Annotated in this window: 24 protein-coding genes; 16 read left to right on the top strand and 8 right to left on the bottom strand. The window is 72.9% G+C overall.

The features are described from left to right. Positions 1 to 123: 123 nt before the first annotated feature. The 5 genes from DVA86_RS17150 to DVA86_RS17130 all read left to right on the top strand — a co-directional run bounded on the left by DVA86_RS17150 (position 124) and on the right by DVA86_RS17130 (position 3,868). The gene (locus DVA86_RS17150; protein ID WP_245996719.1) at positions 124 to 714 is read left to right on the top strand and encodes a hypothetical protein; all 591 of its coding nucleotides are present in this window, start codon (positions 124 to 126) and stop codon (positions 712 to 714) included. A gap of 279 nt (positions 715 to 993) precedes the next feature. Continuing rightward, the gene (locus DVA86_RS17145) at positions 994 to 1,722 is read left to right on the top strand and encodes an ANTAR domain-containing protein (protein ID WP_208879423.1); all 729 of its coding nucleotides are present in this window, start codon (positions 994 to 996) and stop codon (positions 1,720 to 1,722) included. 93 nt (positions 1,723 to 1,815) lie between these two features. Then, entirely contained in the window at positions 1,816 to 2,541 is a 726-nt protein-coding gene (locus DVA86_RS17140; RefSeq protein WP_208884806.1) for a GAF and ANTAR domain-containing protein, read from the top strand. Between the two features lie 173 nt (positions 2,542 to 2,714). Beyond that, positions 2,715 to 3,074 (top strand): ANTAR domain-containing protein, encoded by a 360-nt coding sequence (locus tag DVA86_RS17135; RefSeq protein ID WP_208879421.1) that lies wholly within the window; start codon positions 2,715 to 2,717, stop codon positions 3,072 to 3,074. 332 nt (positions 3,075 to 3,406) lie between these two features. Beyond that, positions 3,407 to 3,868, top strand: coding sequence for an SsgA family sporulation/cell division regulator (locus DVA86_RS17130; RefSeq protein WP_208879420.1), 462 nt, complete (start codon positions 3,407 to 3,409; stop codon positions 3,866 to 3,868). A gap of 73 nt (positions 3,869 to 3,941) precedes the next feature. Here the strand turns inward: DVA86_RS17130 and DVA86_RS17125 are convergent, their stop codons facing one another. Further along, positions 3,942 to 4,676 carry a hypothetical protein gene (locus DVA86_RS17125; protein WP_245996717.1) on the bottom strand — a complete coding sequence of 245 codons (735 nt, stop codon included), beginning with the start codon at positions 4,674 to 4,676 and terminating at the stop codon, positions 3,942 to 3,944. Positions 4,677 to 4,914: 238 nt separating this feature from the next. Between DVA86_RS17125 and DVA86_RS17120 the strand changes: the two genes are divergently transcribed. Beyond that, positions 4,915 to 5,784, top strand: a complete 870-nt coding sequence (locus DVA86_RS17120) for an alpha/beta fold hydrolase (protein WP_208879418.1) — start codon at positions 4,915 to 4,917, stop codon at positions 5,782 to 5,784. Positions 5,785 to 5,877: 93 nt separating this feature from the next. After that, complete coding sequence (locus tag DVA86_RS17115) at positions 5,878 to 6,294, top strand: VOC family protein (protein ID WP_208879417.1); 417 nt, start codon at positions 5,878 to 5,880, stop codon at positions 6,292 to 6,294. Positions 6,295 to 6,742: 448 nt separating this feature from the next. Here DVA86_RS17115 and DVA86_RS17110 read toward each other — a convergent pair whose 3' ends face one another. Continuing rightward, positions 6,743 to 8,092 carry a M20 metallopeptidase family protein gene (locus tag DVA86_RS17110; RefSeq protein WP_208879416.1) on the bottom strand — a complete coding sequence of 450 codons (1,350 nt, stop codon included), beginning with the start codon at positions 8,090 to 8,092 and terminating at the stop codon, positions 6,743 to 6,745. Between the two features lie 215 nt (positions 8,093 to 8,307). Between DVA86_RS17110 and DVA86_RS17105 the strand changes: the two genes are divergently transcribed. From DVA86_RS17105 to DVA86_RS17095, 3 genes are all read left to right on the top strand, one after another. Continuing rightward, positions 8,308 to 10,779, top strand: a complete 2,472-nt coding sequence (locus DVA86_RS17105) for a sensor histidine kinase (protein WP_245996715.1) — start codon at positions 8,308 to 8,310, stop codon at positions 10,777 to 10,779. Then, on the top strand, positions 10,776 to 11,450 hold the full coding sequence (locus DVA86_RS17100) for a response regulator (RefSeq protein WP_208879414.1): 675 nt from the start codon (positions 10,776 to 10,778) through the stop codon (positions 11,448 to 11,450). Before DVA86_RS17105 ends, DVA86_RS17100 begins: the two co-directional genes overlap by 4 nt. 93 nt (positions 11,451 to 11,543) lie before the next feature. Beyond that, positions 11,544 to 11,951 carry an SCO4225 family membrane protein gene (locus DVA86_RS17095; protein ID WP_245996710.1) on the top strand — a complete coding sequence of 136 codons (408 nt, stop codon included), beginning with the start codon at positions 11,544 to 11,546 and terminating at the stop codon, positions 11,949 to 11,951. 84 nt (positions 11,952 to 12,035) lie between these two features. On the opposite strand, the gene DVA86_RS17090 is transcribed toward DVA86_RS17095, so the two are convergent. From DVA86_RS17090 to DVA86_RS17075, 4 genes are all read right to left on the bottom strand, one after another. Then, positions 12,036 to 12,590 (bottom strand): dihydrofolate reductase family protein, encoded by a 555-nt coding sequence (locus tag DVA86_RS17090; RefSeq protein WP_208879412.1) that lies wholly within the window; start codon positions 12,588 to 12,590, stop codon positions 12,036 to 12,038. Between the two features lie 144 nt (positions 12,591 to 12,734). Beyond that, positions 12,735 to 13,109, bottom strand: coding sequence for a fluoride efflux transporter CrcB (gene crcB, locus DVA86_RS17085; RefSeq protein ID WP_208879411.1), 375 nt, complete (start codon positions 13,107 to 13,109; stop codon positions 12,735 to 12,737). Then, positions 13,106 to 13,582, bottom strand: coding sequence for a DUF190 domain-containing protein (locus DVA86_RS17080; protein ID WP_208879410.1), 477 nt, complete (start codon positions 13,580 to 13,582; stop codon positions 13,106 to 13,108). Before DVA86_RS17080 ends, crcB begins: the two co-directional genes overlap by 4 nt. Continuing rightward, positions 13,579 to 14,013, bottom strand: a complete 435-nt coding sequence (locus DVA86_RS17075; protein WP_245997654.1) for a fluoride efflux transporter FluC — start codon at positions 14,011 to 14,013, stop codon at positions 13,579 to 13,581. Before DVA86_RS17075 ends, DVA86_RS17080 begins: the two co-directional genes overlap by 4 nt. 325 nt (positions 14,014 to 14,338) lie before the next feature. Between DVA86_RS17075 and DVA86_RS17070 the strand changes: the two genes are divergently transcribed. Further along, on the top strand, positions 14,339 to 15,331 hold the full coding sequence (locus DVA86_RS17070) for a helix-turn-helix domain-containing protein (RefSeq protein ID WP_208879409.1): 993 nt from the start codon (positions 14,339 to 14,341) through the stop codon (positions 15,329 to 15,331). Positions 15,332 to 15,417: 86 nt separating this feature from the next. Further along, complete coding sequence (locus tag DVA86_RS17065) at positions 15,418 to 15,615, top strand: TetR/AcrR family transcriptional regulator C-terminal domain-containing protein (RefSeq protein ID WP_342776361.1); 198 nt, start codon at positions 15,418 to 15,420, stop codon at positions 15,613 to 15,615. A 14-nt stretch (positions 15,616 to 15,629) separates the two neighbouring features. On the opposite strand, the gene DVA86_RS17060 is transcribed toward DVA86_RS17065, so the two are convergent. After that, a complete protein-coding gene (locus DVA86_RS17060) occupies positions 15,630 to 16,259 on the bottom strand; it encodes an AAA family ATPase (protein ID WP_245996708.1) in 630 nt (209 codons plus the stop codon). A gap of 121 nt (positions 16,260 to 16,380) precedes the next feature. Here DVA86_RS17060 and DVA86_RS17055 point away from each other — a divergent pair, with 121 nt between their 5' ends. The 3 genes from DVA86_RS17055 to DVA86_RS17045 all read left to right on the top strand — a co-directional run bounded on the left by DVA86_RS17055 (position 16,381) and on the right by DVA86_RS17045 (position 19,436). Next, on the top strand, positions 16,381 to 17,085 hold the full coding sequence (locus DVA86_RS17055) for a class I SAM-dependent DNA methyltransferase (protein ID WP_208879408.1): 705 nt from the start codon (positions 16,381 to 16,383) through the stop codon (positions 17,083 to 17,085). Between the two features lie 206 nt (positions 17,086 to 17,291). Beyond that, positions 17,292 to 18,095, top strand: a complete 804-nt coding sequence (locus tag DVA86_RS17050) for an ABC transporter ATP-binding protein (protein ID WP_208879407.1) — start codon at positions 17,292 to 17,294, stop codon at positions 18,093 to 18,095. 3 nt (positions 18,096 to 18,098) lie between these two features. Beyond that, the gene (locus DVA86_RS17045) at positions 18,099 to 19,436 is read left to right on the top strand and encodes an ABC transporter permease (RefSeq protein ID WP_208879406.1); all 1,338 of its coding nucleotides are present in this window, start codon (positions 18,099 to 18,101) and stop codon (positions 19,434 to 19,436) included. 238 nt (positions 19,437 to 19,674) lie between these two features. Here the strand turns inward: DVA86_RS17045 and DVA86_RS17040 are convergent, their stop codons facing one another. Further along, complete coding sequence (locus DVA86_RS17040) at positions 19,675 to 20,640, bottom strand: aldo/keto reductase (protein WP_208879405.1); 966 nt, start codon at positions 20,638 to 20,640, stop codon at positions 19,675 to 19,677. 306 nt (positions 20,641 to 20,946) lie between these two features. On the opposite strand from DVA86_RS17040, the gene DVA86_RS17035 reads away from it, so the two are divergent. After that, complete coding sequence (locus DVA86_RS17035; RefSeq protein WP_208879404.1) at positions 20,947 to 21,945, top strand: alpha/beta fold hydrolase; 999 nt, start codon at positions 20,947 to 20,949, stop codon at positions 21,943 to 21,945. Position 21,946 lies beyond the last annotated feature (1 nt).

Raw genomic sequence — 21,946 nt, 5'->3', positions numbered from 1 at the left:
ACGCCCCGGTTGGTGCTCACGCCGCGTGGGCACCAGCCGGCCGGCCCAACGATGAGTGGGCTGACAGGGATTGAGGGACATGAACCATAACGATCAGCGGCTCAAGGGCCCGGGAAGGCAGCAATGGCCATCTTCGTGATCATCGCCGTGCTCGTGGCTGCGACAGCCGCCCTCTTCTACGTCCCACGTGAACGAGCCCGGGGCGGCGGCGAACGCGGTCTCAAGCGCCGCTTCGGACCCGAGTACGAACGCGCCGTCGCCCGCCACAACGGCGATGTGCGGGGCGCCGAGCGGGAGCTCGGCAATCGCGTGAAGCGGCACGGCTCCCTCAAGGAGGCGCCGCTCTCATCCGGGGCCCGCGAACTCTACGTGGCTCGATGGGCCGACATCCAAAGGCAGTTCGTCGCGTCACCGCGCAAGGCCGTCACCGAGGCCGACGCGCTCCTGGCGCACCTCTCCGAGGCCCGGGGCTTCCCCGGCGGTGAGCAGTTCGAGGAGCGGATGGCCGCGCTCTCCGTCCATCACCCCCACCGTGTCCACGGCTACCGCGGCATGCACGCCGCAGTACGCGGCCAGAGAAGCACCGAGGAAATGCGGGAGGCCGTGCTCGAAGCCCACGGCCTCTTCGAGGCACTGGTCACCGAGCATTCGGCCGACTCGGACCAAGCCGTCCACGGGCCCCCGACGACCGCGGCCACGCTCCGTGGGCGTTGACCCAGCGCCACGCGAAGCAAGCGGGCCGGAACTGCGGCGGCCGGGCTCTGGGCTCGGCCGGACCCGCTGACGCCGAGCGGGCGGGCCGGGCACGGCGTGGCGGACGCTGCTCGGAGGTCCAGACCTGGAACATCACCGGCTTCGACGCCGACTCGTCTCGTGGCCTCAGCGGGCATCGGCCCGGCGTAGGGTTATGTGGCGTTTACCACAGCAGCCGCGGCCGTTGACCAAGGATGGCTGCGTGGCACTCGCGATCGACCACACGTGGCCAGGATCCGCATGGCCATCTGGACGGAGCGGCACGTGGACGAAGATCGCAGAATCCGGCTGTGGAACATGATCGCCGAGCACGCGAAGGGCGAGCCGATCACCGCCGCGCACCTCTGCGCCGCGACGATCACCGCCGCCGGAGTCGATGCGGCCGCCCTCAACATCGAGCTCGATGCCGGACAGCGCGAAACCGTCTATGCCAGCGCTCAACTCGCCCTGGACATGGCCGAGCTGACGCTGACCCTTGGCGAAGGCCCCGATGCCTCCTTCCACAGCCCCGCCCTGGTAACGGATCTCGCCGCCGAGGAGTGTGAGACCCGCTGGCCGGTCTTCGCTCCCGCGGCGGTGACGGTCGGCGTACGTGCGGTGTTCGCCTTACCCCTGCGGGTCGGCGGAGTCAGTGTCGGCCTCATGACGCTCTACCGTGCCGAGCCCGGCCCGCTCAGCCGCGATCAGCTGGCCGACGCGCTGGTGCTGGCGGACACGGTCCTGGCTCTGCTGCTTGACAGGGGCCGGGGAGCCCAGCCGGCGGATGGCCGCTGGTCCGAGGAGTTCGGCCCGCGGTATCCCGAGATCCACCAGGCCACGGGGATGATGACCGTACAGCTGGGTGTGACCGCCGCGGTGGCACTGGTGAGACTGCGGGCATACGCCTTCTCGCAGGATCGGCGGCTGAACGAGGTCGCCCGGGACGTGGTGGCCCGGCGGCTGCGCTTCGACGGAAGCGAGCCTCCGTAGTGCGGCACCGGCCCCTTCTCGGCACGGAGCTCACGCGACGGCTCTCACATGGTGCGACACTGCGGAAGTACCGGATGAACGCGGGTGGATGAGATGACACAGGCGCGGCTGACCGAAGTGTTCGTGGAGATGGCGGACACCCTTGTCGACGACTTCGATGTCATCGACTTTCTGTACGGCTTGACCGAGAGGTGTGTGGAGCTGCTGGGGGTAAGCGCTGCCGGGCTCATGCTGACCGATGAGCGGGAAAGGTTGCAGGTGATCGCCGCGTCCACGGAGAGGACCCGCCTGCTGGAACTGTTCCAGCTGCAGACGGAGGAGGGGCCTTGCATCGACTGCTTCCGCAGCGGTGAACCCACGTTGGTGGCGGACCTGCCCGGCGCCGGCCGGTGGCCGCACTTCACCGCCGCCGCGCGCGAAGTCGGCTTCGCCTCCGTGCATGCCCTGCCGATGCGCCTGCGCAGCGAGGTCATCGGCGCGCTGAACCTCTTCGGCACCGAGCCTGCCGTTCTGGGTGAGGAGAAACAGCGCATCGGTCAGGCTCTGGCCGACGTGGCCACCATCGGGCTGCTGCAGCAGCGCGCCATCCAGCACCGCGACGGCGTCACCGAGCAGTTGCAGACCGCTCTGAACAGCCGGATTCTGATCGAGCAGGCCAAGGGAGTCCTGTCGGAACGGCTGGGCCTGGAGGTGGACGAAGCCTTCGGCATGCTCCGCAGGGAGGCTCGCGCACGTAACCGGCAGCTTTCCGATCTCGCCAGGGCCGTTCTGGACGGCTCCGAGGAGCTTCACGTCGAGCCCGATGAGGCTGCCCGCTGAGGTGCCGGTACTCGGCACGGGAAGACGCGAATCCGCGGGCAGCCCAGCCTGGCCACGGGCCGACGGCGGTCCTACAGTGAGTGCTGCGGCCCCAGACCCCGGTCGAGCGCCTGTACGCCGCCTCACGCGGTCGTGTCGGGCGAGGGAACTGGTCCGTCACGAGAGTGGGCAGCATGGCCAGCAGCACATCCAGCGCCACCCAGCAGCGAACCCCGGCCGTACCGCCCGTACCGGAGGCTGCGGCCATTCCGATCGGCGATTCCCGGAGTGCCGTCGGAGAAGTCGGCGCCCTGCGTGCCGAGATCACGCAGTTGCGTGAGGCCATGGACAGCCGCGCAGTGATAGATCAGGCTCGCGGCATGCTGATGGCGCTCGCGCCATGCTCGAGTGAGGCGGCCTGGGACCTGCTGGTGGAGATCTCCCAGCGCAGCAACGTCAAGCTGCGCGACGTCTCAGCCGCGCTCGTCGCATCTGCCGCCGGAGAGCCCTCGCCACCGGAGATACAGAAGGCGTGCCGACGAGCGCTGGCTTGACCCGCGGCAGATCCGTGACCCTGGCCTGGTCCAGGCAGGCCACGGTGGTTAGTCTGGGTTACCTGTCGCTCCAGACCCCGGCGGCGTCCTGCCCGAAGAAGCGCCCATTGACTCAGGTGCCGCTGCGTCGCTCCGGTGGTTGGCTCGCGGTTCAGGAGGACGGCCGGGGACACCCGGCTGGAATCCCACTTCGTGCAACTCCGGCGGTGCACCCCTCTGTCAGTGTGCGTTCGCCCCCAGCACCCGCAAACTCCCGTACGCCGCGTCTGGTCATCCCAGCCCGCGGTGAACGGGGAAAGCCGCGTGGGGCGGGATCACGTGAGGTTGCGGAAATGGACAGCCATGACGACCGCGAGGACTTCGCGGTAAAAGAGCCGGAGCGTCCCGGAGTCACCAGCGTGACGGCCAGTTGGGAACTCTCCTTGATCCTGTCGGCAGGGTGGGCGGTGCCGTTACAGGCACGCTTCCACTACTGCGCCGCGGATCCCTACGCCGTGCGTCTCGACTTCTACCTGGACACCGCCCGGCCGGTGCGTTGGATTTTCGCCCGTGACCTGCTGACGGCAGGGCTGGCCCGCCCGACCGGCCGCGGGGACGTGCGTGTGTGGCCGGTTCCGGACAGGGCCCTGGTCAGCCTGCGCCTGGTATCCGAGCACGGCGACGCCCTGTTCACGGCGGACGCGGCGCCGCTGACCGCGTGGCTGGAGCGCACCTGTCAACTCGTACCGCCGGGCCAGGAGTTCCGCTTCTTTGACCTCGACATGCTGCTGGACCGGCTGCTGAGCGAACCTTGAGAGCCGCGACCGGATCGGCACGTGGTCTCCACGGCCGAGGCCGGCCCAGGCCCAGGCGCGGCTCCCGGGTGGGTCAGGCGTTGAGGTTCGCGCAGGTGTGGGCGGCGGGGAGTTCTTCGGAGAGGAAGACCGTTTGCGCCGTCATCCGGTAGCCCGCCATTCCCTCCCGGAACGTCTCGACGGACTCTTCCGGATGGACGGAGTCGATCACCGCGTGCGGGCCTATCGCGTTGAACTGGTGGCTCACTCCGCGCGGAATCTGCATGTCCACGAAGGAGCAGGGCGGCACGATCAGGTTGTACCGCGTACGTACGACGTCCGCCGGGGTGTCGGGCAGCACGTCCTCGAAGGTGCGGGGCCGGAACGGAGTGACGCCCTCGACGTGCGTCACCTCGAAGGGCGCGAGGCTGCCGACCCGTATACGGGTGTCCGGGCCGGTCATCATGCGTACGAAGCGGAGGCCGGTGTGGAGGTGCATGCGGGAGCAGACGTCCCGTTCCGCGACATCGTGGAAATCCATCAGGTAGCGGTCCGCGAAGAACCCCTCGAAGGGGGTCTCCAGCATGTAGACGTCGCCTTCCTCGAAGGTCTGGGACCGCGTGATTCCGTCGCTGTCCCGGGTGGTCGCCGAGGGATTCCGCTTGGCATTGCGGACGATGGCCGCGAAGGCTTCGACGACGGTCAGGGCGGCGTTCCCGGGGAGTTGCAGCACGGGCGTCACCGCATTGCGGGCCGTGTCGGTGAAGTCGGCCACGTCGTGCACTTCGTCGGCGGAATCGGCATTGCGCTTCATACGTGGCTCGGGCACGCGACTCGGGTCCTTCCGGATGCGGTGCGGTGGCGGCACCGGCGCCGCGGCAAGTCTACGGACCGGCGGCCCCCGTACGGCCGGGCCTCCGGGGCCCCGAGCCCGCGCCCGCGGGGCCCCGGAGCAGACCCAACCGGCGCGTCGGCAGCCCGCTGCCGACCGGGGACCGCGCCATGCGGAGGCCCCGTGGCAGGCGCGGGTGCGATGAGTTCCCGGTGCGGCGGCCGTCTGTCCGGTCATGACTACGCACACCCTTACGACCCCCGAAGCCGATCTCGTCTACGACGTCCGCGGCCCGCTGCCCACCGCCGGCGGGCGTCCGCCGCTGGTCATGATCGGCCAGCCCATGGATGCCAGCGGTTTCGGCGCGCTGGCTGCGCACTTCACCGAGCGGACCGTGATCACGTACGACCCGCGGGGCCTCGGGCGCAGCACCCGCAAGGACGGTCGGGTCGACCACTCGCCCGAGGTGCAGGCGGCCGACGTGCACGCCGTCATCGAGGCGGTCGGCGCGGGTCCCGTCGAGATGTTCGCGAGCAGCGGTGGCGCGGTGACCGCGCTCGCCCTCGTGCCGGCGTATCCCGGTGACGTGAGCACGCTGGTGGCGCACGAGCCGCCGCTCATCACCCTGCTTCCCGACGCGAAGGCGGCGGAGCGCGCCAGGGCCGCCGTACGGGAGGCGTACGAGGGCGGGGGCGCGGGTGCCGGGATGGCGGCGTTCATCGCGATGACGTCGTGGCAGGGCGAGTTCACGGACGACTACTTCGCCCGGCCCGCGCCGGAGCCCGCCGCGTACGGGCTGCCGGCCGAGGACGACGGGTCGCGTGACGATCCGCTGCTCTCCGACCGGTCGTGGACCGTCAGCGGCCACCAGCCCGACACCGGCGCGCTCCGCGCGGCGCCTACGCGGATCGTGATCGCCGTGGGCGAGGAGACCGGGGAGGCCCTCACGGGGCGTACGGCCGTGGCTGCGGCGGAGCTGCTCGGGCAGCGGGCGACGGTGTTCCCGAGCCACCACGGCGGCTTCCTCGGCGGCGAGTTCGGTTACGCGGGGCAGCCGGAGGCCTTCGCACGCAAGCTGCGCGAAGTGCTGGACGAGACCGGCTGATTCCGAAGGGCGGCGCTGCCCGCCGCACCCCTGCAACCGCTTCGCACTACTCTGCGCATATCTGACCGTTTTTCTCCGTTAAAGGAGGGTTTCATGGCTTCGCGTCTCAACCCGTACCTCAGCTTCGACGGCGACGCCCGCCAGGCGCTGGAGTTCTACCAGGAGGTGTTCGGCGGCGAACTGGACCTCAACACGTACGGCGACCTCGGCGGCCAGGAGGGCCAGCCGGACGCCGACAAGATCATGCACGGCATGCTGGAGACCCCGAGCGGCTTCACGCTCATGGGCGCGGACACCCCGCCCGGCATGGAGCACACTCCGGGCAACAACTTCTCGGTGAGCCTCAGCGGCGACGACGACGCCGAACTCCGCGGGTACTGGCAGAAGCTGTCCGCCGGCGGCTCGGAGTCCGTGCCGCTGGAGAAGCAGATGTGGGGTGACGTGTTCGGCATGTGCACGGACCGGTTCGGCATCACCTGGATGGTCAACATCAGCGAACCCCAGGGCTGACCGCGCACGGCCGTACGGCACCCCGCCGTCCGGCGGCCGGCCCCGGTCCGCCCCCGACCCGCCCCCCTCGGCGGTCGGGGGCGACCGGAACCCGCGCGCTGCCGCGCCGCACCTCTTCGCGGGCGGCGCCGCAGCGCGCTCCTCCCCGCCCCGGGTCCTCGGCTCTCGGGGCTGCGCCCCGAGTCCCCCCTCGGTTCCGGTTCTCCGCCGCCACCGGCGACGCGGGGCCCGAACGTACTCGACGTGGTGACGCCGACGGCAGCTCTGGCCACGGAACGAACGGGCGATCTGTACTAGGTCAGCAGGGCGCCGTTTCCGCGTCTGCGCTGCTGGTAGCTGCACTAGCTCAGGGGATGGGAAGCAGTGGAGTGTGACGAAGGCCACATCCCCTTCCGGTGAACCATCCCGGCCGTGATTCGTCCGCACCCCGGCACCGGTCGCCACGGTCCTACGTCGCGTGCGTCCGCTGTGCGAGCCAGCCGGCCATGCCGCGTACGCCGAGGCCGATGGCGCGCTCGTCCGGGGCGAAGTCGGGGTAGTGCGGATAGCTCGTGGTGACGGGTGCGCCGGAGGTGCGGACGCCGAGGAAGGTGTACGTGCCGGGGACACGGTCCAGGAAGAGGGCGAAGTCCTCGCCGTTGAAGGGGAAGGCGGCGTGCAGCCGGGTCACCGCGTCCCGGCCGAGCGTGCCGCGCAGCCGGCGGGCGAGCGCGCCGGCGTCCTCTTCCGGGCAGACCAGGGCCGGGAACGGGTCGGCGGGGAAGCTCACCCGGGCGCGCGCACCGGCGTGCGGCCCGGCGTACGGCTTGGCGCGCGCACCGTCGTACGGCCCGTCGTGCGGCCCGTCGTACCGCTTGGCCAGCCGGCGGATGTCCTCGCGCACCTCCGTGTAGCGCTCCTCGGGCCAGCAGCGGTACACCACGCTCACCTTGGCGCCCTCCGCGCGGGCGCGGAGGGCGACGAAGCGGGCCAGCGGCCCGTCGGGGGTCTGGACGTCGGTGACCATCCGTTCCAGGTCGGCGGGTGTCTGCGGGGGTGTGACCGTGGCGAGCGCGCCGAGTTCGGCGGCCAGCCGCCGTGCGGCGGCGGGCGCGTCCGCGCCCGCGAGGGGCACTTCCGCACGGTCCTGGCCCGGCAGCCCGTAGCCGGGGGTCACGGCGAACTGCCCGACCGGAAACGGTCCGCAGTGCAGCGCGTGGATCTCCTGAACGCCGGCGCGTTCGAGCACGCCCGTCGCGAGCATGGCGCGGGCACCGGCCAGGGTCTCCTCGGCGGGCTGGAAGAAGAACACCACCGTTCCGCCGAGGTGCCGCCGCAGCCGCGCGAGTACGCGTGCGACGCCGACGCCCACCGTGGTGTGGACGTCATGCCCGCAGACGTGGGCGGGCGCCGGGCCGCCGCCGACGATGTCGCCGGGCGGCACCGCGTCCATGTCCGCCCGGTACGCGACCGTACGGCCCGGACGCGCGCCCCGCAGGACGCCGATGACGCCGTGGCCGCCCACACCTGTGGTCACGGACAGTCCGGCCGCGCGCAGTTCGCGGGCGACCAGCCGGGCCGTACGGCACTCGTGGCCCGGCGCCTCCGGGTGCCGGTGGATGTCCCGGCGCAGCGCGATCAGCGTCCGCTCCAGGCGTGCCGCCTCGGCGTCCACCGCCGTCTGCACGACCGTGCTGTGTGCGGGCGCCTCCTCGGCGGCCGCCGTACCCGCCGTGCCCCATACGGCTCCCGCACCGGCCGCCGCCGTACCGGCGAGCACCGTACGGCGCGCGAAAACGTGCTCCTCGGGTTGCTTCACTGTTCCCCCAGTTCGATCCCTCGGGTGGCCAAAAGGCCCTGCCGGAAACGATCGCCGCCGCGGGTGCCGTTGCCCATCCGGGCAGCACCCGTCGGGTGGTGGGGCCGGCACCCTCCGTACGCCTCCCGGGCGGTGCCGTCTCCACCCGCGGTTAGACGCCGTGCTCGCCCTGCGGCCCGATGCCCGCCGCCCGCGGGTGTCCCTAGCCTGAGCACGTGACGGAACGAACCCACGGCCGGCTCCTCCCGGTCCTGCTCGACCGGCCCTTCCCGGTCCTGCTCGACCGGCTCCTGCCGGTCCTGCTGCTCGGCGCCCAGGCCGCGGTCTGGCCCGGTGCCGCGCTGCTGCGCGGTGCCGGGCCGACGGCCGCGGAGCTCCTGGCCGCCGCCCTCGCCTGCGGTCTGGTGGCCGCCGCGCTCGCGGCCCGCCGTACTCGCCCGGTGCCGGTGCTCGTCCTGGTGGCCGCCGTCTGCGCCGTCGGCGCGGGGCCGCTGCCCGCGGGTGCAGTGGCCGTGCTCGGCACGGCGGGCGTCGCGCTGGCCCTGTGCACGGTGGCCGTCGAACGGGACACCGGCACCGCGCTGCTGTGCGTGGCGACGCTCGCGGCGTGGCAGCTCGTGCACGGCATCAGCCTGCACGGTCTCGGCGGCAGCCAGGGCCTCGACCTCGTGCTCACCGCGCTCCTCTACGCCGCCACCACCGGCACGGGGCTGCACGTACGGCGGCTGCGCACCGCCCGGCGGAACGCCGAGCGCCGGCTGCGCCGTGCGGAGGCCGAACGGCACCGTCTTCCCGCGGCGGAACGCGCCCGTATGGAACGCGAGTTGCACGACGTCAGCGCGCACCACCTGACGGCGATCGTGGTGACCGTCGAGGCCGCGCTCGGCCTCCGCGAACGCCGCCCGGAACTGGCCGGGGAAGCCGTACGGTTCGCAGCCGGGACCGGCCGCGAGGTGACCCGCGCGCTGAGTGCCGTACGGGCGCCGGCGCCCTCGGCGGAGGACCTGCCGCTGCCGGAGGAGCGGCTGCGGGAGCTCGTCGCCGGCTTCCGCGCCCTCGGCCAGCCGGTCACCTGCGACATCGAGTCCCTTCCGGAGGGCACCGCGGGGGACGCCGCGTACGGCATCGTCCGCGAGGCGATGACCAACGTCGTACGCCACGCCTCCGGCGCCGCCACCACCGTGCGCTGCACGTACGGGGACGGCGGCACGGAGGTCGTCGTACGCAACGCGCCGCCGGACGCGTCCGGCGGCGGTACGCCGCGCGGCGCGGGGCTCGGCGGCGGGCGGGGTCAGAACCTGCTGCGCGGCCGCGCGCGGGAGGCGGGCGGCACGCTCACGACGGGGCCGACGCCGGACGGCGGCTGGGAGGTACGGGCGGTGCTGCCGGGGCCTACGGCGTCGGCGTCGCCCTCCGTGCCGCGTGCGTACCGCGTCGCGCAGTGCGTCGCCGCCGCGGGACTGTGCCTGCAGCCGCTGCTGCCGTTCCTCGTCATACGGGACGACACGCAGGCGGCCGGGTCCGGAGTGTCCGCCGGCGCGCTCTTCGCGCTGCTCGCCACGGCGCAGGCGCTCGCGCTGCTGTGGCTGCGGCGCGCGCCGCGTACGGCGCTGGGCACCGTGGTCGCGCTGGCCGGGCTGTGGCCGGTGGCGATGGCGGTGAGCGCGTACGCGGGCCCGGTGCTGCTGCCCGTCGGGCTCAGCCTGCTCACGGGGTGCGCGGCCCTCGCCATGGTGGCGGCGCGGCGGGCCGCGGAAAGTGACTCCGTACGGTGCGCGTTCCCGCCGACGGAAAACGACTCCGTACGGTGCGCGTTCCCGACTCCGTACGGAGTCGCGCCGGCCGCCGCCGTCCACGCGGGCGCCGTGACCGCCGCCGTCCTCGACCGCGGCACGGCCGCACCTGTGTGGCTCGTCGCCGTGGCCGCGACCGCCGCCGCGGCGGCGGCGAACGGCACGGCCTGGTACGCCGGTGCCCGCTACGGGAGCCGGCGGCGGACCGCACGGGACACGCACGAGGGGCGTCTCGCCGCGTGGACGGAGGAGGCAGTACGGGACGCGTGGGCCGAACGCCGCCGTATCACCACAGGGTTGGAGACCACCGTGCTGGCACGCACCGCCGAGGTGGTCGAGGAGGCGGAGGCGGGACGGCTCGCGGAGACCGCGGAGCGGGCCCGCGCCGCGCTGGCCGCCATGCGGGCGCTGCTGGAGACCGTACGGGCCGGGGAGCAGCCCGGCGAACTCCGCCCGCAGCCCACGCTCCAGGCCCTCGACCTGCTCGCCCACCAGTGGCGGGCCACCGGCCGCCGGGTGGAGGTGCGGCTCACCGAACGGATGCCGGAACGGCTGCCCGCCGAGGTGGACCTCGCCGCGTACCGCGCCGCCGAGACCGTGCTGGAGGCCGGCGGCGACGAGCCCGCCTCGCTCGTCTTCGACGCCACCGACCGGGCGCTGACCCTCTCCGCGACCGGCGTGCCCCGCGCCACCCGCCGCACCGTACGGGAGCGGCTGGAGGCACGGGCCGCCACGCTCGGCGGCACCCTGACCAGCGAACAGCCGGGCAGGCTCCTGCTGAGCCTGCCCCTGACCACCGTGCCGGACGTCCCGACGGACGCGGCCACGGCCACGGCGGCACCGGCGGCACCGGCAGCACCGGCGGCGCCTGCGCCCGAGGAGGGAACGCGATGACCGTCCGTGTACTGGTCGTCGACGACCAGGTCGTCGTACGGGCGGGCCTCACCGCCGTCATCGACGCCGAGCCGGACCTGACCGTCGTCGGTGAGGCGGGCGACGGCGCCGCCGCGGTGAGCCTCGCCGAACGCCTCACGCCCGACGTGGTGGTGATGGACGTACGGATGCCGGGACTCGACGGCATCGCCGCCACGCGCATCCTCACCGGACGGGAGAACCCGCCCCGCGTTCTGGCGCTGACCACGTTCGACCTCGACGCGTACGTCTTCGACGCGCTGCACGCCGGTGCGTCCGGCTTCCTGCTCAAGGACGTGCAGGCGGCCGAACTGCTGCACGGCATCCGGGTCGTGGCCGCCGGGGAGGGCGTCCTCGCCCCGTCCGCGACCCGGCGGCTCATCGGCCACTACGCCGCCGGACCGCCACGCCCCGGGCAGGACACGGGGCACCTGGACCGGCTCACCGCACGCGAGCGCTACGTCCTCACCCTCATCGCGTCGGGGCTCGACAACGCGGCGATCGCCGCCGAACTCGGCATCACCGTCGGCACCGTCAAGTCCCACGTGAACGCGCTGCTGCGGAAGCTCGAACTGCGCAGCCGGGTGCAGGCGACGATCCTCGCCTACGACCTGGGCCTGGTCCGCGCCAACCCTCCGGGGGCCCACGGCTGACCGCCCCGCACCCCTGCCGCCGCAGCCCGGCCGTACGGTGGCCGGCCGGCCGGCCACCGTACGGCTACACCACCACGAGAGGAATCCGCCCCGATGAGCGCCAGCGCCAGCACCACACACGAGGAGACCGCCGCCATGACCGACTCCGCGCCCGGATCCGGGTCCGGCCCCACGCCCGGCTCCGGGTCCGCCAACTCCCTGACGCGCGCCCTCCGCAGCGCTCTCGGCAGCGTCCTCGCGCGCGTCTACCTCGCCGTCTGCGCGGGCCTGCTCGTCTGGGCGCTCGTCGTGAGCAGCGGCGACAACCCGGACGCCTCCTTCGCCGGAGTGTGGCCGGTGCTCGCGACCGCACCGGTGAGCCTCGTCCTGCTCGTGCTGCCGGACCACAGCTCGATGATCCTCGTCGCCGTCGGCCTCGGCGCCCTGGTGAACGCCGTCGTCATCGGCTGGTGCGCCCGCGCCCTCCGCCGGGGCCTCGGCGGCTCGGACCCGCGGCCCTGAGCCGCCGCCCCGTACACGCACGGACGGGGGCCCCGGCCGCCTCGTACGGTGGCCGGGGCCCGCGCCGTGGACGGCGCGGAGGGGTCAGTCCGCCGGGCGGTACGTCGCGATGATCACGCCGCTGCTGGACGGCTTGGCACTCACCAGCTCGAGCTTCTTCATCGAGGTGTCGTCGGCGAACAGCTTCTTGCGGCCCTCTCCGGCGATCACCGGGTGGATGAGCAGCACCAGTTCGTCGACCAGTCCCTGGTCCACCAGGGAACGCACCAGGCCGGGGCTGCCCGCGACCGAGATGCCCTTGCCCTCGCCGGCCTTGAGCTGCCGGACGGCGGCGGCCAGATCGCCCTTGATGAGGCTGCTGTTGGCCCAGAGGTCGACGTTGTCCAGCGTGGTCGAGGCGACGTACTTGGGCGAATTGTTGATCCAGTTGGCGAACCCCACGTCCTCGCCGCTGGTCACCGTCGGCCAGTAGCCCGCCCACTCGGAGTACGTGACCCGCCCGAGGAGCACCGTGTCGGTGGTCTCCAGCGTGGTGGTGAGCACCTCCCCCATCTCCTCGTCGAAGTCGAACTGCCACTGGTCCGGTGACTCGGCGACACCGTCCACGGAGACGAACAGAGCCGAAACGACCTTGCGCACGATGACAACCTCCGGGTTCTGGCCGGCGCGCGCCCGTGCTGTGCCGGAACGGCGCCCGGGACAGGGCTGGCCTCGATGGCTACGTTCCAGAGACTAGCCGGGCGGGGTGACAACGGACCGGACGCCGATCGGACGCCGGATCCGCTACGCCCACAGCGCCTCCGCCGCCGCGACGCCCGCGAACGCGGCGCCCAGGCCCGCCGTCACCGCCGCGGCCACGTTGGCCGCGGCGAGGAGGCCCGCGCCGTCCTCGGCGAGCCGCAGGGTCTCGTACGAGAACGTGGAGTACGTCGTCAACGCCCCGCACAGGCCCGTCCCCACGAGCAGCTGCACCTGCGAGGACGCCGCCCCCGCCGCGCCCGCGCCCGCGACGAGGCCCAGCAGGAGGCAGCCCGCGACGTTCACGGCGAACGTCCCCCAGGGGAAGACGGTGGCGTGCCGGCGCTGTACGGCGCGGTCGGTGAGGTACCGGAGGGGAGCGCCGACGGCTCCGCCGAGCAGGACGAGCAGCCAGTTCACGTGACCCGCTCCCCGCCTGCAGCCTCCCCGTCCGACACGTCCCCAGCCTCCCCGTCCGCGGTCTCCCGGCCCGCGTACCGGATGACCTCGCAGTCGTCCATGATCACCAGTCCCTCCGCCACCAGCTCGTCGAGCTGCGGCAGGAACGCCTCGACGCGCTCGCGCGAGTCCACGATCACGACCGCCACCGGCAGGTCCTCGCTGAGTGACAGCAGCCGCTGCGTGTGGATCAGCGACGAGGCGCCGAAGCCCTCGATGCCCCGGAACACGCTCGCGCCCGCCAGCCCGGCCTCGCGCGCACGGAGGACGATCTCGGAGTACAGCGGCCTGTGGTGCCACAGGTCGTTCTCACCCACGAAAACGGTGACCCTCGTGGCGGTACCCGTCAGCCGGGTCGACCGGTTGCCGCCGCCCGGGTCCGGCCTGCCACCGCTGTCCCGCCGGTCGTTCCGCCGGGTGTCCCGTCGGGTCATCGCCGCCTCCTCCACACCAGTACGCGGCGGGTCGCCGCCCCCGCGCTCCACACCGCCGCCAGCGCCACCAGCAGCGTGAGACCGAGATACGCCAGCGCCGTACGCGCCGCTCCCACATCCACGAGACGCTCCGCGTCCACCGCGTACGTGGAGAAGGTCGTGAACCCGCCGAGCACGCCCGTACCGAAGAACGGCCGCACCAGCCGGTGCGCCGCCCACACCTCGCTGATCACCACCATGAACACGCCGATCACCGCGCACCCGACGGCGTTCACCGCCAGCGTCGTCCACGGGAACGCGCCGGGCGCGGTCGGCCAGAGCAGCGCGGCGCCGTACCGTGCGGCCGCGCCCGCCGCGCCGCCCAGGGCGACGACCGCCACCACGGGGCCCTGGCCGCGCGCCGCCGGGGCCGGGCGGGCGGCCACCGACAGATCGACGTCGGTCGCGACGCGACCGGATGACCGGCATTCCGGTGACCGGGATTCCACAGACACACGCCTCCTACCCGCAGGGCACCCGTACGGGTGCGTCGACCGCAAGCAGGGACCGTTGGCGGCGGCGGTGCCGCGGTTCGGGTACGGCGGGCCCCACCGCCGTACAGCGGTCCCGGAGACCGCTGTGGACCACAAGGCTAGACGAGCCGCCCCTACGGCGCCCACCCGGCGGGACACCGTAGGGGCGGCGCCGGGCGCCGTACGGATGTGCTTCCCTGAATCGCCTTGAGTCTCCAGCCGCTGGAAGGTCGAGGGTGTTCACGTGAACGACCGCAGCGAGCTGTTCACGATCGGACAGCTCTCCGCTCGTACCGGCATTCCCGTACGCACCATCCGCTACTGGTCCGACCTCGGGCTCATCCCGCCGACCGCCCGCTCAGCGGGCGGCTACCGCTGCTACGGCGTCGAGGACACGGCCCGCGCGGACCTCGTACGGACGCTGCGCGAGCTGGGGCTCGGGCTGGAGACGGTCCGGTGGGTGCTCGACGGGCAGGCGGGGATCGCCGACGTCGCGCGCCAGCACGCCCGCGCTCTGGACGCCGAGATCCGCACGCTCAAGCTGCGCCGTGCGGTGCTGCGGTCGGTCGCCGAACGGCACGACACGACCGAGGAGATGGCACTCATGCACAAGCTCGCCCAGCTGTCGGCGGAGGAACGCACGCGCATCATCGACGACTTCGTCGACCGCACGTTCGCCGGGATCGACCCGGAGGCCCAGGGCGCGCAACTCGCCCACGCCATGCGCACGGTGCCCGCCGAACTGCCCGAGGACCCCACCACGGAGCAGGTCGACGCGTGGGTGGAGCTGGCGGAACTGGTCGGCGACCCGGACTTCCGGCAGCGCGTACGGCAGATGGCGGTGGCGGGCGCGGAAGGTACGCCCGAACCCGCGAGCGCCGACGCACCGGCCGGTACGGCGGGTACGGATGGCCGGGACGGTCCGGCGGGTACGGACAGCCCGGCCGGTCCGGCGCCGCTGCCTTACGACCCCGCGCGCGTCACCGAGCACGCCGGTGCGGCGGTGGCCGCGGGCACCGCTCCGGACGGCGCCGGGGCCCGTACGGTGCTCCACCGCATCGTGGACGCGGACATGCCGCGGGACGAACGGGCGCGGCTCGCGGACCAGGTGGAGACGTTCACGGACCGGCGCGTCGAGCGCTACTGGCAGCTGCTGGGCGTCCTCAACGGCCGTCCGCCCTTCCCGCCCGCCGTGCCGGCCTTCGAGTGGTTCATCGCCGCCCTGCGCGGCGCCTGATCCGCCACCGTACGGTCCGCCGCCACGGCGAACAGCACGTCTTCGCCGTCGCGGGCGACCCAGACCGCCGTCTGCCGAGGAGCCGGGTGGTCTCCCGGTGCAGCCGGCGGGCGGCGGCCGCCGAGCAGTTCCTCGCGCTGCTCACCGGGCCGATGGAGCAGCGGTCGCTGCTCGGCACGCGCGCGGTCCCCGAAACCGAACTGCGGGCCGCCGCCCAGGCCGCCGTCCGCACCTTCCTGCTGGCCTTCGGCCCCGGAGCGGAGCCGGCAGTGGAACCGGCCTGAGCCCCGCGTGGCGGCTACGGACCGCCGCGTCCGCCCCCAGCGGCTGGCCCCAACGCCCCACCTGATGGCGCGGCGCAGCTCGCAGGGAGATCCGTACGGAGCGCGGCCGTGTCGTGCGCGCGTGCGGCGATCAGGTCGGCGGTCTCCTCCGGCGAGAGCGCCGCGGTGTCCAGCCACCAGCCGACTTCGCCCAGTTGCTCGCGCATCGCCCGGTAGTAGGGGGAGAAGTCGAAGTGGACCTGGTGCTCGACGGCCCGCGCGGCGTTGCGCTGCCGGCACACCTCCAGGGGAGGGGCCAGAACGACGAACACGACGGGCCTGGGACGCAGTTCGGCGAGCATGTAGTCCAGCATCCCGGGGTTGTCGATGGCGTACTCGATGACCGGGAAGATGCCGTTGTCGGCGAAATTGTTGGCAAGGGTGCACATGTTGCGGGCGCACAGCCGCAGTTGGCGCGCGGACTCCTCAGCGGGCTGCCCGTTGAAGCCGACCCGGCCCTGGACGACCATGTACGAGAGGACGTCCCCGCTGATGTGCGCCGCACGCGCGTGCCGGGCGGCCACCAGCGGCGCCACCGTCGACTTGCCCGCCCCGGGCATCCCCGACAGGATCAGGCACCCCGCAGACGCCTCCGCACCAGCCACCCGCTCGCTCCCCTCCCGCTCGGCGACGCATCGTCGCACCCCGAACGGCCGCCGTGCACACGGTTTTCGCCGCGACCGGCCCTCCGCGACGGAAGGCGCACGCCCGGAGTAACCTCCCGCCGTGACCGAACCGGATTACGTGCACGCCACCCGTACCTCGTACGACACCATCGCCGCCGACTACGCCCGCCACGCCGCCGGCGAACTCGCCGCCAAGCCCCTGGACCGCGGGATGCTCGCCGGATTCGCGGACCTCGTACGTACGGGCGGTGGCGGCGGTGGCGGCGGCAGCAGCGCCAACGGGGACGGCCCGCTGCCCGTACTCGAGGTCGGCTGCGGCACCGGCCGCGTGACCGCGCATCTGGCCGGGCTCGGCCTCCCCGCCTCCGGCGTGGATCTCTCCCCCGAAATGATCGCCGTGGCCCGGCAGTCGGAGCCCGGCCTGCGGTTCGACGTGGGCTCGATGCTGTCCCTGGACGCGCCGGACGGCTCCCTCGGCGGCGTCGTCGCCTGGTACTCGGTCATCCACATCGAGGAGGAGCAACTGCCCGCCGTCTTCGCCGAGTTCCACCGGGTGCTTGCCCCCGGCGGCCATGTGCTGCTCGCGTTCCAGGTCGGCGACGAACCGCTGCGGCTGACGGAGGCGTACGGCCGCCCGATCGCGCTGGACTTCCACCGGCGCCGCCCGGAGCAGATCGCCGCGCTGCTGGACGACGCGGGCCTGCCCGTACGCGCCCGGCTGCTGCGCGAGGCCGACGACGAGGGCGACTTCACGGAGCGCACCCCGCAGGCGTTCCTGCTGGCACGCAAGCGCCCCACCGCGTAGCGCGCCGGACGGGACGCGCCGGTGAAGCCACCCGTACCGGACGCAGGCCCCCTGGCTCCCCCACCCCCGGAGGCCGTCTGGACCGTGCAAGGGGGTACACGTAACACCACCTCCCACTTGGGTTGTGGACCCCATGTGCCCGGACGTCGCCCTCCGTAGCTTCGTAGACGTGGCGCAGAGAGCGCCCGAGGGGAATGGGGACAACGATGTTTGGTCGCAAGAACGGGGCCGGAACCACCAGGAGCGCCGAGGCGCTGCGTCTCGTCGACGTCACCAAGGTCTACGGCACCGCGGAGAACGCCGTGAAGGCACTGGACGGTGTGAGCCTCAGCCTTCCGGCCGGCAGTTTCACCGCCGTCATGGGGCCGTCCGGTTCCGGCAAGTCCACGCTGCTGCAGTGCGCGGCCGGGCTGGACCGGCCGGACCACGGAGTGGTCATGGTGGACGGCGAGGAGATGACGGGCGGTACGGAGGCTCAGCTGACGAAGTTCCGCCGCCGCCGGATCGGCTTCGTCTTCCAGCAGTACAACCTGCTGCCGACGCTCAACGTTGCACAGAACACCACCCTGCCGATGAAACTCTCCGGCGACCGCGTCAACCGTGCGCGTACGGAGGAGATCCTCGGCCAGGTCGGCCTCGGCGACCGGCTGCACCACCGCCCGGACGCCCTTTCCGGCGGCCAGCGGCAGCGCGTCGCCATCGCCCGCGCGCTCGTCACCGAGCCCAGCGTGATCTTCGCGGACGAGCCGACCGGCGCGCTGGACATGCGCAGCGCGCGGGACGTACTGCAGCTGCTGCAGGAGACCGTACGGCTGCACGGCCGCACTGTGGTCATGGTGACGCACGACCCGGTCGCCGCCTCGTACGCGGACTCCGTGCTCTTCCTCGCGGACGGCCGGCTCGCCGGCCAGATGCAGACGCCCACCGTCGACGCGGTCGCCGAGCGCCTCGCGCACCTGGGCGACGCCGTGGGTGTCACCGGCGACAACACCATGCAGATGGGGGTGTGACCGATGTTCGATCTGGCCTTCCGCTCCGTACGGCAGCGTCCCGGACGCTTCGCCGCCACCTTGCTCTCGGCCTTCCTGGGCGCCGGGATCGTGATGATGTTCAACTCGATGCACGACACCGCCGCGGCGGCCGGCATCGACGACAAGAGCAAGGAGATCCTCAGCCTGACCGGCGGCGTCGTCGGCAGCTACGGCACCCTGCTGGTGTTCTTCGCCGTCGCCTCCACGCTGACCGTGAACGTCCGGCAGCGCGACGAGGAGATCAGCCTGCTGCGCTGCTCCGGCGCCACCCCCGCCCAGATCAAGCGCATGATCATGGGCGAGGCCGCGCTGGTCGGCCTGGCCGGGATGCTGCTGGCCGTGGTGCCCGCGATGATCGCCGGGAACACGCTGCTCAACTCGTTCCAGGACTCCGGGCAGGTCGCGAAGAACGTCGACTACGCCTTCGGGCCGATCGCCCTGTCCGCGGGCCTCCTCATCACGCTGCTGGCCTCCGTGGGCGCCGCCTGGCTCGCCGTACGCCGTGCCACGAAGGCCGCCGCGGGCGGACGCGCGCCGCGCAACCGGCTCCGCAACATCGGCGGCGGCCTCGCGTGCGTCACCGCCCTCGGCAGCTGCGCGAGCACCTTCGCGATCGACGCGGACGAGCCCGCCCTGATGGCACCCGCCGCGTACGGCGCGATCTTCCTGTCGATCGGCTTCGCGGCCCTGTCCCCGGCGCTGCTGCGGACGCTGCTGCGCTGGTTCGCCCGCCCGATCGAGGCCGTCGCGGGCGCCGGCGGCTACCTCACCGTGCACAACATGCGGCAGCGCGCCACGCAGCTGTCCGGCGTGCTGATGCCGATGATCCTCTTCACGGGGGTCGCCGTCGCGACCGTGTACATGCAGTTCATCGAGAGCGACGCGATCGCGGCGTCCGGCGTCGAGAAGTCGGTCGACGACAAGAACCTCGAGTCGCTGAACCTCGTGATCGTCGGGATCATCGTCGCCTTCGCCTGCATCATGCTGATCAACACGCTGTACGCGGCGACGTCGTACCGCGGCCGGGAGTTCGGCGGCCAGCGGCTGGCCGGGGCCACGCCGAGGCAGGTGCTCGCGATGGTCGGCACCGAGTCGGTCGTACTGACGTTCACCGGGGTGTTCTTCGGCACGGTGGCGGGGCTCGCCGGGATCCTGCCGTTCAACATCGTCCGTACGGACACGGTCTGGCCGGACCAGGGCCCCGGCACCTGGCTGGCGGTCGCGGCGCTCGCGGCGGCGGCGACGCTGATCACGAGCATCGGGACGGCGCGGCGTTCGCTGAAGACGCCGGCCGTCGCGGCCGTCACGGTGGCCGCCTGACCGCCGGCCCGGCCGCAACCCACAAGCCCGTCCGGCGATTGAGGACGGACCCCGGCCACAACCGTGGACCAGGTGCTCAGCCACCCACCAAGCCCGTCCGGCGATTGAGGACGGACCCCGGCCACAACGGGCCCGCCGGTGGTCACACCGCTTCGGGACCACCCACAGCCCGGTGGCCATCCAGGTCCGTCCTCAAACGCCGGACGGGCTGACAGTGGCGGGCGGCGGGCCAGAGGTGCTACTCGGCCAGCAGGTTCTGCCCCTGGAGGTCCGACCACAGGCCCGGCGGGATCTCCGCCCCGAAGTCCCGTACGTTCCGGTGGACTTCGTCCGCCGACCGCATGCCGACCACGACGCCCGCCACCGCAGGGTGCCGCCGCGGGAACGCGAGTGCCGCCTGCGGGAGCGTCACGCCGTGCGCGGCGCAGACGTCCGCGATGCGGCGGGCGCGCCGTACGAGTTCCGGCGCGGCGGGCGCGTAGTCGAACGGGGCGTCGTCCGCAGGCCGCGGAGTGGCCAGCAGGCCGGAGTTGAAGACGGAGGCGGCCAGGACGGAGACGCCGCGCTCCGCGCACGCAGGCAGCAGATCGCCACCCGCGCTGTGGTCCAGCAGCGTGTAACGGCCGGACAGCATCACCACGTCCGCGTCCGTCTCGCGTACGAGCCGGGTGAGCAGCGCGCTGTCGTACATACCGGCGCCGACCGCGCCGACGACACCCTGCGCGCGGAGTTCGGCGAGCGCCGGGTAGCCGTCGCGGAGGGCGGTCTCGAAGCGCTCCTCCGCGTCGTGCAGGAACAGCACGTCGATACGGTCGACGCCCATCCGCTCCAATGAGTCCTCGACGCTGCGCAGGATGCCGTCGCGGGAGAAATCCCACACCCTGCGGTGCGTCGCGGGCACCTGGAACGACTCGTCCGTGCGGCCATCCGGGTCCTGCGGTACGAGCAGCCTGCCGACCTTCGTCGAGAGGGTGCACGACTCGCGCGGCCGGTCGCGCAGGAGTGCGCCGGTGCGGCGTTCCGAAACGCCGATGCCGTAGTGCGGCGAGGTGTCGTAGTAGCGGATGCCGCTGTCCCAGGCCGCGGCCAGCGCGGCGGCCGCGGTGTCGTCGTCCAGCGACTCGAAGAGTCCGCCGAGCGGTCCGCCGCCGAAGCCGAGTTCGGTGACGGCCACCGCGCTCTGCCCGAGCCGGTTCGTCCTCATACGCGGACCTCCTGTGTGAGCGCCGCTCCGTACGGCCGCTCCGTACGGCCGCTCCGTACGGCCGTTCCGCACGACCGTTCCGCACGGCCGCTCCGTACAACACCGCGCCGTACGGCCGCACCGTACGAGGGCGCCGACCGCGCCCGCCCCATCGTGCACCGCACGGGCCCCGCCGCCAACCGGATTCCGCGGCCGCGAGGCCCCTCGTCACACCACAGCGCCGACCGTCATCCCATCGCGTGAAATGCCGGGCCGTGCCCTGCTCCGGACGGCCGAAGACAGCCGTGCGCTGCCATTGTTCTGGCGATGACAGACCAGCTGACGCCCCGTTCGGCACGCCCGCGCCCCCGCGTCCTCCCCGACTACCCCTTCCAGAGCCGCTGGTTCGACAGCTCCGCCGGGCGGCAGCACTACGTCGCCGAGGGCCCGCCCGGCGGCGCGCCCGTGCTGATGCTGCACGGCAACCCCACCTGGAGCTACTACTGGCGCCGCCTGATCTCCGGCCTCCGCGCCGACCACCGCTGCGTAGCGCCGGACCTCGGCGGCATGGGCCTGTCGAGCCGTCCGGCGGAGCCGTTCACGGCCGACGGGTTCGACGCCCGTGTGGAGCGCGTGGAGGGACTCGTACGGCATCTCGTACGGGAGGACGGCGCGCCCGAGGACGGCTGGACGGTGGTGGTGCACGACTGGGGCGGACCGCTCGGGCTGCGCTGGGCGTGCAGCCATCCGGAGCGGGTGGCGCGACTGGTCATCCTCAATACGGTGGCGTTCCCGTGGCCGGAGGGGCACCGGCTGCACTGGGGGCTGCGGGCGGTGCACGATTCGGCGCTGCTGGCCCGGCTCAGCAACCGGTACAACATCTTCGCGCGCGCGGTGACGTATCTGGGGCTGCGCAGCCGTATGCCGCGGGCGGTGCGGAAGGCGTATCTCGCACCGTACGGGCGCGCCGGGGAGCGGCGTTCCATCGAGGAGTTCGTGCGGGCGATCCCGCTCCATCCGTCCGACATGGGCTGGGACATGGCGCGGCGCCTGGGCGACGACCTGGACGTGCTCCGCCGTGTGCCGACGCTGCTGTGCTGGGGCATGCGCGATCCCGTGTTCGACGACCGTGTGCTGGCGGAGTGGCTGCGCCGTATGCCGCACGCGCGGCCGCGGCTGTATCCGGAGGCGGGGCACCTGCTCCTCGAGGACGCGCCGCTGCGTGTCACCCAGGACGTACGCGACTTCCTGTCGGCGTCGGCGGCGCCGTCGCCGTCCCCGTCGTCGGGCACGCACGCGGCCGCTCCCCGGGCGCCACGTGCCTGAG

This window comes from Streptomyces armeniacus (assembly GCF_003355155.1).
Classification (GTDB): Bacteria; Actinomycetota; Actinomycetes; order Streptomycetales; family Streptomycetaceae; genus Streptomyces; species Streptomyces armeniacus.
This window is presented reverse-complemented; position numbering and strand designations above follow the sequence as displayed.